Source organism: Neorhizobium fuzhouense (genome assembly GCF_042611105.1).
GTDB lineage: Bacteria > Pseudomonadota > Alphaproteobacteria > Rhizobiales > Rhizobiaceae > Neorhizobium > Neorhizobium galegae_A.
Map to the genome: position 1 here is coordinate 82,529 of NZ_JBHFFP010000011.1, position 16,478 is coordinate 99,006.

At 63.3% G+C, this 16,478-nt stretch carries 12 protein-coding genes and 1 tRNA gene; 11 read left to right on the plus strand and 2 right to left on the minus strand.

From position 1 onward, the window contains the following. Positions 1-38: 38 nt before the first annotated feature. The 9 genes from nusA (at position 39) to ACEXP3_RS18735 (ending at position 12,231) form a co-directional block, all read left to right on the plus strand. The gene (gene nusA, locus ACEXP3_RS18695; protein WP_210103963.1) at positions 39-1,664 is read left to right on the plus strand and encodes a transcription termination factor NusA; all 1,626 of its coding nucleotides are present in this window, start codon (positions 39-41) and stop codon (positions 1,662-1,664) included. After that, positions 1,661-2,347, plus strand: coding sequence for an RNA-binding protein (locus ACEXP3_RS18700; protein ID WP_377298589.1), 687 nt, complete (start codon positions 1,661-1,663; stop codon positions 2,345-2,347). Before nusA ends, ACEXP3_RS18700 begins: the two co-directional genes overlap by 4 nt. A gap of 101 nt (positions 2,348-2,448) precedes the next feature. Further along, positions 2,449-5,307: a translation initiation factor IF-2 gene (gene infB, locus ACEXP3_RS18705; RefSeq protein ID WP_377298590.1), complete on the plus strand. Its 2,859-nt coding sequence runs from the start codon at positions 2,449-2,451 to the stop codon at positions 5,305-5,307. Between the two features lie 296 nt (positions 5,308-5,603). After that, positions 5,604-6,725, plus strand: a complete 1,122-nt coding sequence (exbB, locus tag ACEXP3_RS18710; RefSeq protein ID WP_377298591.1) for a tonB-system energizer ExbB — start codon at positions 5,604-5,606, stop codon at positions 6,723-6,725. A gap of 3 nt (positions 6,726-6,728) precedes the next feature. Next, a complete protein-coding gene (exbD, locus tag ACEXP3_RS18715; RefSeq protein ID WP_377298592.1) occupies positions 6,729-7,196 on the plus strand; it encodes a TonB system transport protein ExbD in 468 nt (155 codons plus the stop codon). Next, positions 7,193-8,185, plus strand: coding sequence for an energy transducer TonB family protein (locus ACEXP3_RS18720; protein ID WP_377298593.1), 993 nt, complete (start codon positions 7,193-7,195; stop codon positions 8,183-8,185). The genes exbD and ACEXP3_RS18720 overlap by 4 nt, the downstream gene beginning before the upstream one ends. Positions 8,186-8,252: 67 nt before the next feature. Further along, positions 8,253-9,254, plus strand: coding sequence for an Ldh family oxidoreductase (locus ACEXP3_RS18725; protein WP_377298594.1), 1,002 nt, complete (start codon positions 8,253-8,255; stop codon positions 9,252-9,254). A gap of 407 nt (positions 9,255-9,661) precedes the next feature. After that, entirely contained in the window at positions 9,662-10,285 is a 624-nt protein-coding gene (locus tag ACEXP3_RS18730) for a ribonuclease D (protein ID WP_377298595.1), read from the plus strand. Positions 10,286-10,479: 194 nt separating this feature from the next. Continuing rightward, complete coding sequence (locus ACEXP3_RS18735) at positions 10,480-12,231, plus strand: hypothetical protein (protein ID WP_377298596.1); 1,752 nt, start codon at positions 10,480-10,482, stop codon at positions 12,229-12,231. Between the two features lie 101 nt (positions 12,232-12,332). On the opposite strand, the gene rpsA is transcribed toward ACEXP3_RS18735, so the two are convergent. Together rpsA and cmk are read right to left on the minus strand one after the other, a co-directional pair. Further along, a complete protein-coding gene (gene rpsA / locus ACEXP3_RS18740; protein ID WP_210103971.1) occupies positions 12,333-14,036 on the minus strand; it encodes a 30S ribosomal protein S1 in 1,704 nt (567 codons plus the stop codon). A 171-nt stretch (positions 14,037-14,207) separates the two neighbouring features. Continuing rightward, positions 14,208-14,843 carry a (d)CMP kinase gene (gene cmk / locus ACEXP3_RS18745; RefSeq protein WP_377298597.1) on the minus strand — a complete coding sequence of 212 codons (636 nt, stop codon included), beginning with the start codon at positions 14,841-14,843 and terminating at the stop codon, positions 14,208-14,210. A 304-nt stretch (positions 14,844-15,147) separates the two neighbouring features. Between cmk and ACEXP3_RS18750 the strand changes: the two genes are divergently transcribed. Further along, positions 15,148-15,534: a TIGR02300 family protein gene (locus tag ACEXP3_RS18750; RefSeq protein ID WP_210103973.1), complete on the plus strand. Its 387-nt coding sequence runs from the start codon at positions 15,148-15,150 to the stop codon at positions 15,532-15,534. Between the two features lie 152 nt (positions 15,535-15,686). After that, a tRNA-Ala gene (locus tag ACEXP3_RS18755) sits at positions 15,687-15,762 on the plus strand. Positions 15,763-16,478 lie beyond the last annotated feature (716 nt).

Below are 16,478 nucleotides of genomic sequence, written 5' to 3' on the forward strand. Positions count from 1 at the left end.
CAGGCACGAACCCATTCGATCTACGGAGACCGACGACAATGGCAGTGAGTGCGAACCGGCTAGAACTTCTGCAGATTGCAGATGCAGTGGCGCGCGAAAAGGTCATCGACCGCGAGATCGTGCTGGCCGCAATGGCCGATGCGATCCAGAAGGCCGCCCGCTCGCGTTACGGCACCGAAAGCAATATCCGCGCCGACATCAATTCCAAGACCGGCGAGATCCGCCTGCAGCGTCTTCTGGAAGTGGTCGATCACGCGGAAGACTATACCACGCAGATCCCGCTGGCGCTCGCCCGTGACCGCAATGTCGATGCCAAGATCGGCGACTTCATCGCCGATCCGCTGCCGCCGATGGACTTTGGCCGCATCGCGGCCCAGTCGGCCAAGCAGGTCATCGTGCAGAAGGTGCGCGAAGCCGAGCGTGACCGCCAGTTCGACGAGTTCAAGGATCGCGTCGGCGAAATCGTCAACGGCACCGTCAAGCGCGTCGAATACGGCAACGTGATCGTCGATCTCGGCCGTGGCGAAGGCATCATCCGTCGCGACGAAATGATCCCGCGCGAAAACATGCGCTATGGCGACCGCGTTCGTGCCTATGTCTACGACGTGCGCCGCGAGCAGCGTGGCCCGCAGATTTTCCTGTCGCGTACCCATCCGCAGTTCATGGTGAAGCTGTTCACCATGGAAGTGCCGGAAATCTACGACGGCATCATCCAGATCAAGTCGGTCGCCCGTGACCCGGGCTCGCGCGCAAAGATCGCCGTTATCTCCAACGATAGCTCGATCGATCCGGTCGGCGCCTGCGTCGGTATGCGTGGTTCGCGCGTTCAGGCCGTCGTCGGCGAGCTGCAGGGCGAAAAGATCGATATCATTCCGTGGAGCCAGGATCCGGCTTCCTTCATCGTCAACGCCTTGCAGCCGGCGGAAGTCGCCAAGGTGGTTCTCGATGAAGACGCAGAACGCATCGAAGTGGTTGTTCCCGACGAGCAGCTGTCGCTCGCCATCGGTCGCCGCGGCCAGAACGTGCGCCTGGCTTCGCAGCTGACCGGCTGGGACATCGACATCATGACGGAAGCCGAGGAATCGGAGCGCCGCCAGAAGGAATTCAACGAGCGCACCAACCTCTTCATGGACGCGCTCGATGTCGACGAGATGGTCGGCCAGGTTCTGGCATCGGAAGGTTTCGCGCAGGTCGAGGAACTGGCCTATGTCGAGCTGGACGAAATCGCCTCCATCGACGGTTTCGACGAAGATACCGCCAGCGAAATCCAGATGCGCGCCAAGGAATACCTGGAGCGCCTCGAAGCCGAAATGGATGCCAAGCGCGTCGAACTCGGCGTAGAGGACGAGCTGAAGCAGATCGATGGCCTCACCGGCAAGATGCTGGTGGCGCTGGGCGAAGACGGCATCAAGACGGTGGAAGACTTTGCCGGCTGCGCCGCCGACGACCTCATCGGCTGGTCGGAACGCAAGGACGGCGAGACGAAGAAGTTCGAAGGCCTGTTCTCCAAGTTCGACGTATCGCGCGTCGAGGCGGAAAACATGATCGTGCAGGCCCGCCTGCTGGCCGGCTGGATCACCGAGGAAGACCTCGCACAGCAGCAGGCTGACGGCGAAGACGCCGAGTTGGCGGACGAGGAGGCGGACGCCGCAGTTCAGGAATGATTGCGGCGGCTGAGGCCGGTGACGGGAGCGCAGACGATGCGGAATTGGTTGTGAACGACCGGACCTGCATCGTGACGCGCCAGGCCGTTTCGCCGGAAAAGCTGATCCGCTTCGTGGCGGCACCCGATGGAACGGTGGTGCCGGACCTGAAGCGGCAATTGCCGGGCCGGGGATGCTGGGTGTCGATGGATCGTGCGCTGGTGGAAACCGCCATCAAGCGCAAGATCTTCGCCCGCGCCCTGAAGGCGGACGTGAAGGCGGGGCCGGATCTTGCCGCGCTGGTGGATAGACTGCTGGTGGCGGACCTTGCGGGCATGATGAGCTTGGCGCGCAAGGCGGGCCAGTTCATTTCCGGCGCCACGAAAGTGGATGCCGCGATCCGCTCGGGCCAGGCGCTCGGCGTGTTCCATGCATCGGATGCGGCAGCGGACGGTGTGCGAAAATTGGACCAGGCCCGCAAGGCCTGGCGGCTCGGAACCGAGAGCGAAGAGGAGATCCCCTCCTTCATGCTCTTTACTGCGGCCGAAATGGACGAACTGATGGGCCAGAGTGCTTTTATCCATGCCGCGGCGCTTGCCGGACAGGCGGGTGAGGGTGTAGTGAAACGCGCAACCATGCTCGATACGTACCGCAATGGCGGTCACTCCGGAGCAAATGGCGGCGCTGGCCGGTCAGAGACATGACGTGGTCACCGGCATTCGCCGGCAGCCGCACTGGAAAAGTGTATTGAACGACAGGATCTGATGGCTTCCATCTCTGTTCCTGTCGGAAGGAACAGGAACGGATGACCGACAACAAAGACGACAAGACGCTCAGCGTTACGGCAAAGAAGACCCTCACCCTGAAGCCTTCGGGGATGAGCCAGGGTACCGTGCGCCAGGAAATGGGTCGCGGTCGCACCAAGGCGGTCGTGGTGGAAACGCGCAAGCGTCGCCCGCTGCGTCCGGAAGACGAAAAGCCGATTACACCGATCGTGACGCCCGTTGCAGCGCCGGCCGCTCCGGCACCGCGCGCCGAACAGCCGGCTCCCCAGCCTGTTGCTGCCGCACCGGCGGTAGCGCCGGCGGCCCAGGCCCCGGCACCCGCAGCACCGGTTGCTTCCACGCCCGCTCCGCGCCCCGCAGCGCCCCAGCCGCAGCGTCCGGCTCAGACTTCGGGCTATGGCGCAGGCCAGAACAACCAGCAGCGCCCGAACCAGCAAGGCAACCGCCCGCAGCATTCGCAGCAGCGTCCATCCTCGTCGCAGCCGCAGCGCCAGCCGGATCGTCCGCGCACCGTCCTGCACGATCTCTCCGCGAGCGAAATGGACGCCCGCCGCCGCGCGCTTGCCGAAGCGCAGGCCCGTGACGTGATCGAAGCCAAGCAGCGTGCGGAAGAAGAAGCCCGCCGCAAGATCGAGGACGAGCGTCGCGCCGCCGAACAGGCGATCGAGAACGAGCGCCTGGCAGCAGAAGCCAAGCTTCGCGCCGAAGAAGCCGAAAAGGCAGGCCCGGTGGCGCCTGCTCCGGTCGAAGCCCCGGTTGAACGCGCAGCCGCACCGGCGGCAGCCCGTGCGCCCGAAGGCCGTCCGCAGGCCCCGCGTGCCCCGGTTACGGCACCGGCTGCCGGTCTTCCCGGTGCCGTGCGTGGCCGCAAGAGCGGTGACGAGGACGATGATCGCGGTCCCGCCCGTGGCGCCCCGAACCGTGGCAAGGTAACCGCTCCGGTTCCGGCGAAGGTTCCTGCCCGCCCGAAGGTCGAGGAAGACCGTCGCCGCGGCAAGCTGACCGTCACCACCGTCAGCACGGACGATGACGGCAACGCCCGTGGCCGCTCGATGGCCGCGACCCGTCGCCGCCAGGAAAAGTTCCGCCGCAGCCAGATGCAGGAAACCCGCGAAAAGGTCATGCGCGAGGTCATCCTGCCGGAAACCATCACCATCCAGGAACTGTCGCAGCGCATGTCTGAGCGCGCCGTCGACGTCATCAAGTACCTGATGAAGGAAGGCCAGATGATGAAGCCGGGCGACGTCATCGACGCCGACCTTGCCGAACTCATCGCGACCGAATTCGGCCATACCGTCAAGCGCGTCTCGGAATCCGACGTCGAAGAAGGCATCTTCAACGTCAAGGACGACGAAGGCGAGCTGGTATCGCGTCCTCCGGTCGTCACCATCATGGGTCACGTCGACCACGGCAAGACCTCGCTGCTCGACGCCATCCGCAAGACCTCGGTCGTGTCGGGCGAAGCCGGTGGCATCACCCAGCATATCGGTGCCTATCAGGTCGAACAGAACGGCCAGAAGATCACCTTCATCGACACTCCCGGCCACGCCGCCTTTACGGCCATGCGTGCCCGTGGCGCCCAGGCGACGGATATCGCGATCCTCGTGGTTGCCGCAGACGACAGCGTGATGCCGCAGACGATTGAATCGATCAACCACGCCAAGGCGGCCAACGTGCCGATCATCGTGGCGATCAACAAGATCGACAAGCACGAGGCAAACCCGGACAAGGTTCGCCAGCAGCTTCTGCAGCACGAAGTCTTCGTGGAATCCATGGGCGGTGAAGTGCTCGATGTCGAGGTTTCGGCAAAGAACAAGCTCAACCTCGACAAGCTGCTCGAAGCCGTGCTGCTGCAGGCGGAAATCCTTGACCTCAAGGCCGACCCAACGCGCACAGCCGAAGGCACCGTCATCGAAGCCCAGCTCGATCGCGGCCGTGGCGCCGTGGCAACCGTTCTCGTCCAGAAGGGAACGCTGCGTCCGGGCCAGATCATCGTGGCCGGCGACCAGTGGGGCCGTGTGCGCGCGCTGGTCAACGACCAGGGCGACCACGTCAAGGAAGCAGGTCCTGCCATGCCGGTCGAAATCCTCGGCCTGTCGGGCACGCCCGCTGCCGGTGACAAGTTCGCCGTGGTTGAAAACGAAAGCCGCGCTCGCGAAATCTCCGAGTATCGTCAGCGTCTGGCCCGCGACAAGGCCGCTGCCCGTCAGTCGGGTCAGCGCGGTTCGCTGGAACAGATGATGAGCCAGCTGCAGAACACCGGCTTCAAGGAGTTCCCGCTGGTCATCAAGGCCGACGTGCAGGGCTCTGTCGAAGCCATCGTTGCCGCTCTCGACAAGCTCGGCACCGACGAAGTGCGGGCCCGCATCGTCCATTCGGGCGCTGGCGCGATCACGGAATCGGATATCTCGCTCGCCGAGGCGTCCAATGCCGCCATCATCGGCTTCAACGTACGCGCCAATGCGCAGGCCCGGACCGCTTCCGAGCGTGCCGGCATCGAGATCCGCTACTACAACATCATCTACGATCTGGTGGATGACGTGAAGGCGGCGATGTCGGGCCTGCTCTCGCCGGAGCGTCGCGAAACCTTCCTCGGCAATGCCGAGATCCTCGAGGTGTTCAACATCACGAAGGTCGGCAAGGTTGCCGGTTGCCGCGTCATCGAAGGCAAGGTGGAGCGTGGTGCAGGCGTGCGCCTGGTGCGCGACAACGTCGTCATCCACGAAGGCAAGCTCAAGACGCTCAAGCGCTTCAAGGACGAAGTCTCCGAAGTGCCGATGGGCCAGGAATGCGGCATGGCCTTCGAGAATTACGAAGATATCCGCGCTGGCGATACGATCGAATGCTTCCGCGTGGAACATATCACGCGCACACTCTGATCGACATCAGCCGTCAGACAATCAACGCCGGGCCCTCATGCCCGGCGTTTTTTTGTGCCGTTCAGCCGCATCTGCGTCCTCACGCGCTGCCCTTTGCAAAAGTTGAATAACAAGCTCGGCTTTAACGGCACATTATAGTTGCTAAAGGCACTCAAGTTTATTATCGGGGTAGGCAACTGGCGTGGCCGCGCGGGATTAATCCGGTGCGACACCGCGTTGGGCGCCCGCTTTCTGCAGCAATGGCCAGACCGGCCGGGTGCCCTGGCCCCTGCGTAAGATCATCCGGAGTTTGCCTGATGCCGATCCTGTCCCTCCCGTCCACCGCCTCTGCCCGCCAAGCAAAGACAGGTGCAGCCGGCGGCCTTGCGGCTCTTGTCCTGGCCGCCTCGCTGGCTGCCGCCCCGGCCTGGTCGCAGACGCCGCCCGCCCAGCCGTCTGCCCAGGAGGCGCCAGGCACCACCCAGCCGCGCCTTGCCCAGCCAACGGCACCAGCACCCGAGGTACCAGCGGCAGGTGCGACCGAACCATCGGCCGCTTCTCCGGTCGCGCCCGCTGCCCCAACCAATCAGACACCGGCCTCCCCTGCCCCCGATCCGGCCGTCTCCGGCGCCCAGCCTCTGACGCTGCCGCCGGCTGCCGCGGAAGAGCCAGCCGACATGCCGACGTCGCTGGTCGATCCGCAGGCGCGCGGCGACATCCCCCATAATCTGTCGCCCATCGGCATGTTCATGGCCGCCGACTGGGTGGTGAAGGGCGTCATGATCGGGCTTGCGGTCGCCTCGCTGATCACCTGGACCGTATGGCTTGCAAAATCGCTGGAACTGGCCGCGGCGCGACGCCGGGTGAAGGGCGTGATCAAGGCGATCGCCCGGGCAAAGACGCTGTCCGAGGCGCTGAACGCCACCGAAAAGCGCGGCGGTCCCGCAGCCCTGATGCTGCGCGAGGCGGCGACCGAGCTGAAGCTATCCGAGGGTGCGCTTGATCATGCGGAAAACAGCGGCGTGAAGGAACGCGTGTCCTCGACGCTCGGCCGCATCGAGGCGGGCGCCGGGCGGCGCATGATGCGCGGCACCGGTGCGCTCGCCACCATCGGTTCGGTCGGTCCCTTCGTCGGCCTCTTCGGCACGGTCTGGGGCATCATGAACTCGTTCATCGGCATTTCCCAGGCGCAGACGACCAATCTTGCCGTCGTCGCACCCGGCATTGCCGAGGCATTGCTCGCCACCGCCATCGGCCTCGTCGCCGCCATTCCGGCCGTTGTCATCTACAACATCTTCGCACGCTCCATTACCGGCTACCGCCAGCTTCTCGCCGATGCGTCGGCCGGCGTCGAACGGCTGGTCAGCCGCGACCTCGATTTCCGCAAGGTGCCGCCCGGCACGCGCAAATCGACCGTGTCGCTTGTTGCAGGAGAATGAGCCATGGCCGGAGGCATTCGCGAACATGGCGGCGAGGACATGGCCGAAAACCATGAAATCAACGTCACGCCCTTCATCGACGTGATGCTGGTGCTGCTGATCATCTTCATGGTGGCGGCCCCGCTTGCAACCGTTGACATCAAGGTCGATCTGCCCGCATCGACCGCCAAGCCTGCCCCACGCACCGACGAGCCGCTTTATCTGACCGTCAAGCAGGACCTGACGCTGAACCTCGGCAATGATCCTGTCGGCCGCGAGCAGTTGGCATCCCGGCTGTCGCAGGTGACCGGCGGCAACACGGACCGACGGATTTTCCTGCGCGCCGACAAGTCGGTCGATTACGGGCAGTTCATGGAGGTCATGAATCTGTTGCGCGATTCCGGATACCTGAAGATCGCGCTGGTCGGGCTTGAAACGCTGCCCAAGGCGCCGCAAGCCGCTTCTGCAGCCCCGCAGGGCGCAACGCCATGAGCCAGATGCTTCCCCGCAGCCGCTGGAGCAAGCTTGGCGAGGCAGCCCTCTGGTCCGGTGCCTGCGCCACGGTTCTGGCCGCGCATCTGGCAGCAGCCTCCGTGATGCTGCGCGAGGAGCCGGAAGACACGGCGGAAGCCTCGCAGCCGGCCGCCATCATGATCGAGCTTGCCCCGGAACCGGAAGCGACCCAGACCGATGAAACTCTGGTGGCCGAAGACCAGCAGGATTCCGAAGAGGTCAAGAGCGACACGACGCAGCCGGTAGACGAACCGCTGCCCGAACCGGTTGTCGAGCCTGCCCCGGAGCCGCCGCCAGAGCCCCCCCAGGAGGTCGCGGAAACCCCTGAGCCGCCGCCGGAACCCGTCATGGAGGAACCGAAGCCGGAAGAGCCGGTCAAGGAGGTCACGGAAACCATTCCTGAAAAGCCGCCGGAGCCGATCGAGGAGACGGTAGATCAGCCTGCCGAGCAGCAGCTTGCGCTTCTGCAGAATGTCGAAGTGCCGCTTCCGGTGGTGCGCCCGCCGGAGGTCGAGGAGCAAAAGCCTGAGATTACCGAGGAAAAGCCGAAGCCGGTCGAGAAGAAGGTGGTGCGCGCCGAAAAGCCACGGCCGAAGCCGCCAGCCTCAAAGGCTGCCCAGCAGGCCAAGGCAGAGGTTCAGCAATCCGATCGCACGGCAGCAGCGGCAACCTCCACCAGCCTTGGCGGCAGTTCGCTTTCGCCGGCGCGCTGGCAGACCAAGCTTGCCGCACATCTCGGCCGCCAGAGGGGCCGCTGCCCGGCGACCGGCCGCGGCAGTACGGCCTATGTAACCTTCCGGATCGATGACGGCGGCAATCTTTCGGCCGTCTCGCTTGCCAGATCCTCCGGCTATTCCGATTTCGACAACTATATGGTCGAACTCGTGCGCCGTGCCTCCCCCGTTCCGCCGCCGCCGGCCGGGATCGGCAACAAGGTCACGGTTCCGCTCGGCTATAAAAACTGCTAGTTCAGGCCATCCGGGGTTTGCGCCGTTGCTGAGGCGGCGCGGCCCTCCCGCCTCAGGAATAAGCAGCATGCACCATACCCTTGCCGACCTTGAACGGCAGATCGCCACGGTTTTCGAAACAAGCGGCGTTCTGCCCGCATCTGCGCGCTCGGTTGCCCGCGCGCTGGTGGCTGCAGAAGCCGCCGGCCAGTCCGGCCATGGCCTGCGCCGGGTACCGGCCTACGTGAAACAGGTGAGAAGCGGCAAGGTGGATGGCCTTGCGCAGGCAAGCCTCGCTCATCCGAGACCCGGCGTGCTGGCCATCGATGCACGCGACGGCTTTGCCTATCCGGCGCTCGATCTGGCGGTCAGTACGCTTGCGCCGCTCGCCCGCAGCCAGGGCATCGCCTCGGCCGGTATCTTCCGCTCGCACCATGCCGGCGTGATGGCGCTGACGGTCGAACGCTTTGCCGAAGAAGGGCTGGTTGCCATGATGTTTGCCAATGCCCCGGCCGCCATGGCGCCCTGGGGTGGCCGAAAGCCGCTGTTCGGCACAAATCCCATCGCCTTTGCCGTGCCCGTGGGCGAGCCGGCCGACGGCATCGATCCGATCGTCATCGATCTGGCGCTCTCCAAGGTGGCGCGCGGCAAGGTGATGGAGGCCCAGCAGAAGCGCGTCGCCATTCCCGACGACTGGGCGCTCGACCCGCAAGGGCAGCCGACCACCGATCCCGACATTGCCATGCAGGGCACGATGGCGCCGGCCGGTGGTGCCAAGGGTGCAGCCCTTGCGCTGATGGTGGAGGTTCTTTCTGCCGGCACCACGGGCGCACATTTTTCGCACGAGGCCTCGTCGCTGTTCGACGACAAGGGACCACCGCCGGCACTTGGCCATTTCATCATCGCCATCGATCCGCAGGCGACAGCCGGGGCCGGCTTTGGTGCGCGCATGGCAGCGCTTGCCACGCTCATGGCCAGCGAAGAGGGCGTGCGCCTGCCCGGCCGCCGCGGCCGCTCCTTGCGTCGTGAAGCCCAGGAAACGGGCCTTTCTATCGACGACAGCGTGATGCAGGCGATCGCCGCCCTTTGAGAGGGGCTCCTTCACCGGGTAAAATCGAGATGCCGCCGCGCCCACGGGTCCGGCGGCTTTTTTGTCCAGACGATACGGGGAACTGCAGGGAAAATGACGTTTCGGGGAGCCAGAAACGGAAAAAGCCTGCCGCGGGAGGAGGTGCGGCAGGCTTTTAAACTTGATCGGCAATTGGGAGGAGGAGGAGGTTGCCGATCTCAACGAAGCAGCACTGGGAGGAGGAGTGCGCCGCTTCGATGGTTTGTATATAGGCCATGGCTTCGATTCGAACAACCGCTTTGCCGCAATGCAGCAATGCATCACGCGCAAGGCTTCGCGAGTGATTGCTGCCCGATGCGGCAGAAAATTGCCATATTCAGACCCCGCGCCTTGGTTTATAGCCAACAGGGTCAAGCAGGAGGCAGGCCATGAGCAGGATCAGGACGCACGAGGGCGATATTTCTACAGAGGATGCAGCGCGCTACACGGGCGCTATCGCCATCGATACCGAAACGCTGGGACTGGTTCCTCGTCGCGACAGGCTCTGCGTCGTGCAGCTTTCGCCAGGCGACGGAACAGCAGACGTCATCCGCATTGCCGCTCATCAGACGCAGGCGCCAAACCTCACGGCCATGCTGGCCGATGCCGGCCGGGAGAAAATCTTCCATTATGGTCGCTTCGACATCGCCGTGCTCTACCACACGTTCGGTGTGACCACCGCTTCGGTCTTCTGCACCAAGATCGCCTCACGCCTGACGCGTACCTATACCGACCGGCATGGGCTGAAGGACAATCTGAAGGAAATGCTGGATATCGACGTGTCAAAGGCACAGCAGCAGACCGATTGGGCCGCCGAAACGCTGTCACAGGCGCAGTTGGATTACGCCGCCTCCGACGTGCTTTACCTGCATGGCCTGCGTGACAAGCTGATGGCCCGGCTCAAGCGCGATGAGCGGCTGGAGCTTGCCAAAGCCTGCTTCGACTTCCTACCCACCCGCGCCAAGCTCGATCTTCTCGGCTGGGAAGAAACCGACATCTTTGCCCATAGCTGAGGGCGTGCAATCGGGCATACGGAGACAGGCACGCGACGGCCTCTTAATGCATTTTTAATAAAATTCTATTCTAATAAGCCCTTAATCGGCTTTAGATGACGCCATGAGGCGCCGCGGTTGCGGCCCGTTCGGTCGCAGTAGAAACGCCCCGCCAGCCGGTCTGCCCTTCAACCGACACAGCGTGGAGCAGACCCATGTTGCCTCCGGTCGCCGCATCTTCCGATACCGCCTTCAACACCCATGACCAGTCCGGCATCGTTTTTTCGGCACCCCGCATCGAGGTGCTGTTGTCATCGACCGGTGTGGATGCGCGCCTGTCGCGCGAACCGTCCATCCGAAGCGGCAGCCGGCTCGACATCATGTCTCTCTCGGGCCAGCTGCAATTGGCGCAGGGACTTTCGGTGGTGGAAACCATCGGCGCGCTTCTTTCCGTCAGCCGCAACCAGGGCGAACCGCTCGCCGACTATGCCGAGCGAATCACGGAGGTGATCGCCAAGCTGTCTTCCACCGAACGGCTCTCGCTGCAGCGGGCCCTCAACCAGCTGATGCAGGGATTTACCCTGCGTCTGCTGACCGAGATCCTCAAAAATCCCGTCGGACCGGAGGCTACGCGGCTGGCACTGCGGCTGGAGGCGGCCGCCTATCTGGAGCGCGATCCGGTCGCCCGCCAGGTGGTGACCTCCTATCGCCAGAACGGCGGCGCGGAGGCACAACCGCCGACCGGCAGCCGTGCGAACGCCCCCGCGATTGCCCCGGCGGGTGGCCCGCGACAGGCCGGCGCTTCCACCATGGGTGCCGACCCGCCTTTAGCGCCCCGGGAAGTGCACGAGGAGGCTTCGGCTCTTTCGACATCGCGTAGCCCCGCCGTGGATCGGCGGCAGGATCCGGATGAAACCGCAGCAACGCCGGCGCGCAGGGCCGGCGCGAAAACGGTTCCGGATGCCCCTGGGCCGGGTCGGCAGATGACCACCACCCCCCTTCCCGCCCAGCCGGAGCCTGCGGGACGCATGGCCATCGCAGCGCAGGCGGCCGGGACGACCTCCCCGATCGAGCCTGCTTCCCCTGAAGGAAACGCCTCTTCGGCGGACGCGGCAGGCCTGGGCGCGGCCGGGACCAACAGTGCTGCCGACGAATCAGCGGATGATGTGACCTATGACGCGCCGGCTCTTGCTCGGCAGATACAGGCCGAAACAGAACCGGCAAGCCCAGCCTCTAGCGCGCGTTTGACAGCTCCCGGCCAGCCCCTTCGTTCACAGGCGGCAGAAGCGCCGGGCCCGGTGCAGCTGACGGTCGCCGTTGTCATCTCGGAACCCGTCCCCGTCGCCTGGCTCTCCGGCCTTTACGCGGATGAGGGTGGGGCTTCCTGGGGGCTCGCAAATGCTGCCCTGCCGACACCTGATGAGAGCGCCGAGACGGCACAGGCGCCTGACGCAAAGGCAAAGACAGCCGCCGGGTCGGACGCAGGTCCCGCATCCAACGCGAGGTCTGCAACACCGTCCGCGCCCCTCACCGCCGCACAAGCCTTGCCCGGCGCCGGTGGGCCGGCATCCGGCGCAGCGCCTGCCGCGACGCAGCCGACGGCCATGATGCTGCAGGCGCAGGCCGCACAAGGGGTTCTGCGCGACGGCCTCATGCCGGCCTATGTCCCCTATGCGCCGGCAGGCGGCATCGCGGAAAAGCCAAAACCCCTCGTCTCGGCCATCGAAGCGGAGGACGACCGTCGCGAAGGCGGTGGCCGGTCCGGGGGCGGCGCCAAGAGCAGCGATGACCGTGAGGACAAGCAGCGGCATGCGGAGACGGAGCTTTCCGCAGCCGATGACGAGGATGGTCTTCAGGATCTTGTCCCGGCACTGGAAATCACCGCCGCAGAAGAGCTTGCACCGCAGGACGCGCCGTCCGGTGGCGATGATGCGCAGGCCTATTATCGGCGCATGGCCGGCTGGTAGCTGCGTCCGGACCGTATCTGGCAGCTGTGTCCGGATCTTACGCATAAAAAACCCGCCGGGATCGCTCCCGGCGGGTTCTTCAATTCAGTCTTTAACGAGGATTAGTCGTTGGTGCGGTTCTTCAGGGCTGCGCCCAGGATGTCGCCGAGCGAAGCGCCCGAGTCGGACGAACCGAACTGAGCCACGGCTTCCTTCTCTTCTGCGATCTCGAGAGCCTTGATCGACAGCATGACCTTGCGGTCCTTCTTGGAGAAGTTGACGACGCGGGCGTCGAACACCTGGCCAACCGAGAAACGCTCCGGACGCTGATCGTCACGATCGCGTGCGAGATCGCCACGGCGGATGAAGGACGTGATGTCTTCGTGGGCCACGAGCTTCACTTCGACGCCACCGTCGTTAACGGCGATGACTTCGCACGAAACGACAGCGTTCTTGCGCAGTTCGCCAGACGTTGCAGCTTCACCAACCGCATCGCGGCCGAGCTGCTTGATGCCGAGCGAGATGCGCTCCTTGTCGACGTCCACATCCAGAACGACAGCCTTGACGACGTCGCCCTTGTTGAACTCTTCGATGACCTGTTCGCCCGGACGGTTCCAGTCGAGATCCGACAGGTGAACCATGCCGTCGACATCGCCGTCGAGACCGATGAAGAGACCGAATTCGGTCTTGTTCTTCACTTCGCCTTCGACTTCAGTGCCGGCCGGGTGGCTGAAGGCAAATGCCTGCCACGGGTTTTCCAGCGTCTGCTTCAGGCCAAGCGAGATACGGCGCTTGGACGGATCGACTTCGAGAACGACCACGTCGACGTCCTGCGTCGTGGACAGGATCTTGCCGGGATGAACGTTCTTCTTCGTCCAGGACATTTCGGAGATGTGGATGAGGCCTTCGATGCCCGGCTCCAGCTCAACAAACGCACCGTAATCGGTGATGTTCGTGACGGTACCGGAGATCTTCTTGCCGACCGGGTACTTGGCCGAGATGCCATCCCACGGATCCGACTCGAGCTGCTTCATGCCGAGCGAGATACGGTGGGTTTCCTGGTTGATGCGGATGATCTGAACCTTGACCGACTGGCCGATGTTCAGGATTTCCGACGGATGGTTCACACGGCGCCATGCCATGTCGGTGACGTGCAGCAGGCCATCGATGCCGCCGAGGTCAACGAACGCACCGTAATCGGTGATGTTCTTGACGACGCCGTCAACAACCTGGCCTTCTTCGAGGTTCTGCACGATTTCCGAACGCTGTTCGGCACGCGATTCTTCCAGAACCGTACGACGCGAAACCACGATGTTGCCGCGACGCTTGTCCATCTTCAAGATTTCGAAGGGCTGCGGGTTGTGCATGAGCGGCGTGACGTCGCGGATCGGGCGGATGTCGACCTGGCTGCGCGGCAGGAAGGCAACGGCACCATCCAGATCGACGGTGAAACCACCCTTGACCTGGTTGAAGATGACGCCTTCGACGCGTTCGCCGGCTTCGAACTTGGCTTCGAGCTTGATCCAGCTTTCTTCGCGGCGAGCCTTTTCGCGCGACAGAACAGCTTCGCCCAGCGCGTTTTCGATGCGCTCGACATAGACTTCGACTTCGTCGCCGACCTTCAGCGTGCCGTCTTTGCCCTTGGCGCCGAATTCCTTCAACGGAACGCGGCCTTCAACCTTCAGGCCGACGTCGATGACGGCGACGTCCTTTTCGATCCCGGTGACGATACCCTTGGCTACATAGCCTTCAGCAAGGTCGTTCGTGACGAAGGATTCTTCGAGGAGGGCTGCGAAATCCTCCCGCGTGGGGTTTGCTACTGACATGAAATCTCCTGGTCGTGTCCCTTGTTCGGACACGGATGGCGCCGGGGGGGTTTGTGTTAAACATACCCAAAGAACAAATCCGCCCGTCTTCGATGAGAGGGCAATCCGGCGCGGGGATCCGAGCTTTGGGTCAGGCACTGCAATTGCGCGCGCCGGAAACCCGGCAGGTCGTCAATCTTTTTTCAACGCGGCGTCGATGATGACCGATGCTGCCTCAAACGCGGCCTCTATACTCATTTCCGAGGTATCAAGCAAGTGCGCATCGGCTGCCGGTTTCAAGGGGCTGTCGGCGCGCCCCATGTCGCGCTCGTCCCGCAGCTTCACATCGGCAAAGATAGTGTCGAAATCCGCCTCCTTGCCGGAGGCGAGGATCTCATCGTAACGGCGGCGCGCACGCACTTCGGGCGCTGCCGTCACATAAAGTTTTACCGGAGCATCCGGACAGACCACCGTGCCGATATCGCGCCCGTCGATGACCGTTCCCGGCTCACGCTCTGCAAAGGCGCGCTGCGCCTCCACAAGCGCGCGCCGCACCGCCGGCATCACGGCGATCTTCGAGGCCGCCTCACCGATGGCATGGGCCGAGAGGACCGATCGATCAAGACCGGAAAGATCCACCTTGAGCGCCATCCCTTCCGCCACCGCCTCGTCATCGAGCGGAAGACCGGCATCGAGCAGCGCCTTGGCTGTGGCGCGGTAGGTGAGCCCCGTGTCGAGATGATGATAGCCATAGGTCTGCGCGATGCGGCGCGACAACGTTCCCTTGCCGGCCGCAGCCGGCCCGTCGATGGCGATGGTGAAAGTCATGAAATCCCTCGGCAGCTCTTTTTCTCCTGGAGAGCCTCGCTTAGCGGAAAACCGCTCCGCGCGCACCCTGTTCCATGCTCTCGACCGATCCGCTCACGCAACCAAGCGCACGCCTGCCCACAAAGCCCCGGTGTCACGAAGAGGAGGCCATTCCAGGGCGGTTATCGCGCAAATCCGGGTGTTTGGCGCAAAAAGTTTGCCTTTGACATGCCCAGGCACAAGCATTAAGGGGACCGGCTAGCATTTTAGCGCCGCCTTTGCGGCATCAGCCGAATTGATCGGCCATTCTCACGGGGCTTCGACAGTGGCAAAAGCGGAACTTGGTACCAAGCGCACCGACCCGGATACGGGCAAAAAATTCTACGACCTCAACCGCGACCCGGTTGTTTCTCCTTACACCGGCAAGTCCTGGCCGCTTTCCTTCTTCGAAGAGACGACGGCCCAGATGAAGATGGAACAGGCCGAAGAGGAAGAAGTCGCGGAAGTCGATACGGAAAACACTGATGTCGAACTCGTCTCGCTCGAAGAGGGCGACGAGGCGGCATCCGGTGACGACATTCCCGATATGGGCGATGACGACGTCGAGATCGACGGCGACGACGACGACACCTTCCTGGAAGCCGATGAAGATGACGATGACGACGACGTCTCCGGCATCATCGGCGTCGGCGGCGACGAAGACGAGGTCTAAGACCTTGATTTTTAGGCCCGGACGAAAAAAACGTCCGGGCTTTTCATTTTTAGGCTTGCACTCCGAAACCACCGGAAGTAATAAGCCGCCACCCCGACGAAAGCAGCGCTTTCAAGGGGTTCCCGGAACCGGTTAATGCCCGGTACCCTGATGGGGCTATAGCTCAGCTGGGAGAGCGCTTGCATGGCATGCAAGAGGTCAGCGGTTCGATCCCGCTTAGCTCCACCAAATTTTTAGATTCGGAATTTTGGGAATTTCCACCGGCCGATCGGATTTTCCGTCGAAACGCCGATTAATTCTCAGCTGCTTCCGATGTGCACGTCTCGCCCTCGTTGATCCCCTCACGATGCCCGCGCAGTTATTGGCGCATGCTGACATTCCCGGGCGCCTTGAGCAAAGGCTGGCTGGCAGGACGCTGTGTCAATGACGGACAGATCAACGGTGAGTGCTTCGCGCTGACGTCGAACGGCGGTTTGCTCATACCCCAAGGCAGGTGACATGGCCATCTCATGGGCGACCTCGGCCCGCCGTCCGAAGCGCGATCGAAGCGGCAAGTGCAAACCTCTGGTTCCTGTTTCCATCTTCGCCGAACCTCAATGCGATCCGACAGCCCTTCTCGGCGATAATGCATCCGATGCGCCATGCTCGGAAAAGGAGCAGCGAGGATACCCGGCGCTGCGTCGGAAGCCTGGTCAATCCATCCACCATACGACCGCAGAGACGATCCGACTATTGCCGGCCACGGTCGCGAAAAGTAACAATTCTAAAAGCCGAAAGTAAAAATAAGTATTTTATTCGGAATCATTGCGTGATTTTGAATATTTCCCACCCGCCATTCGATACATTTGTCTAGAGTAGAGAATATTGGCCCAAATCGGCACATTTTGGCAAGGGTGAGCAGAAGTGCCTGCGGCGTTATTTGCGGACGCTCGCCGACCGCCACG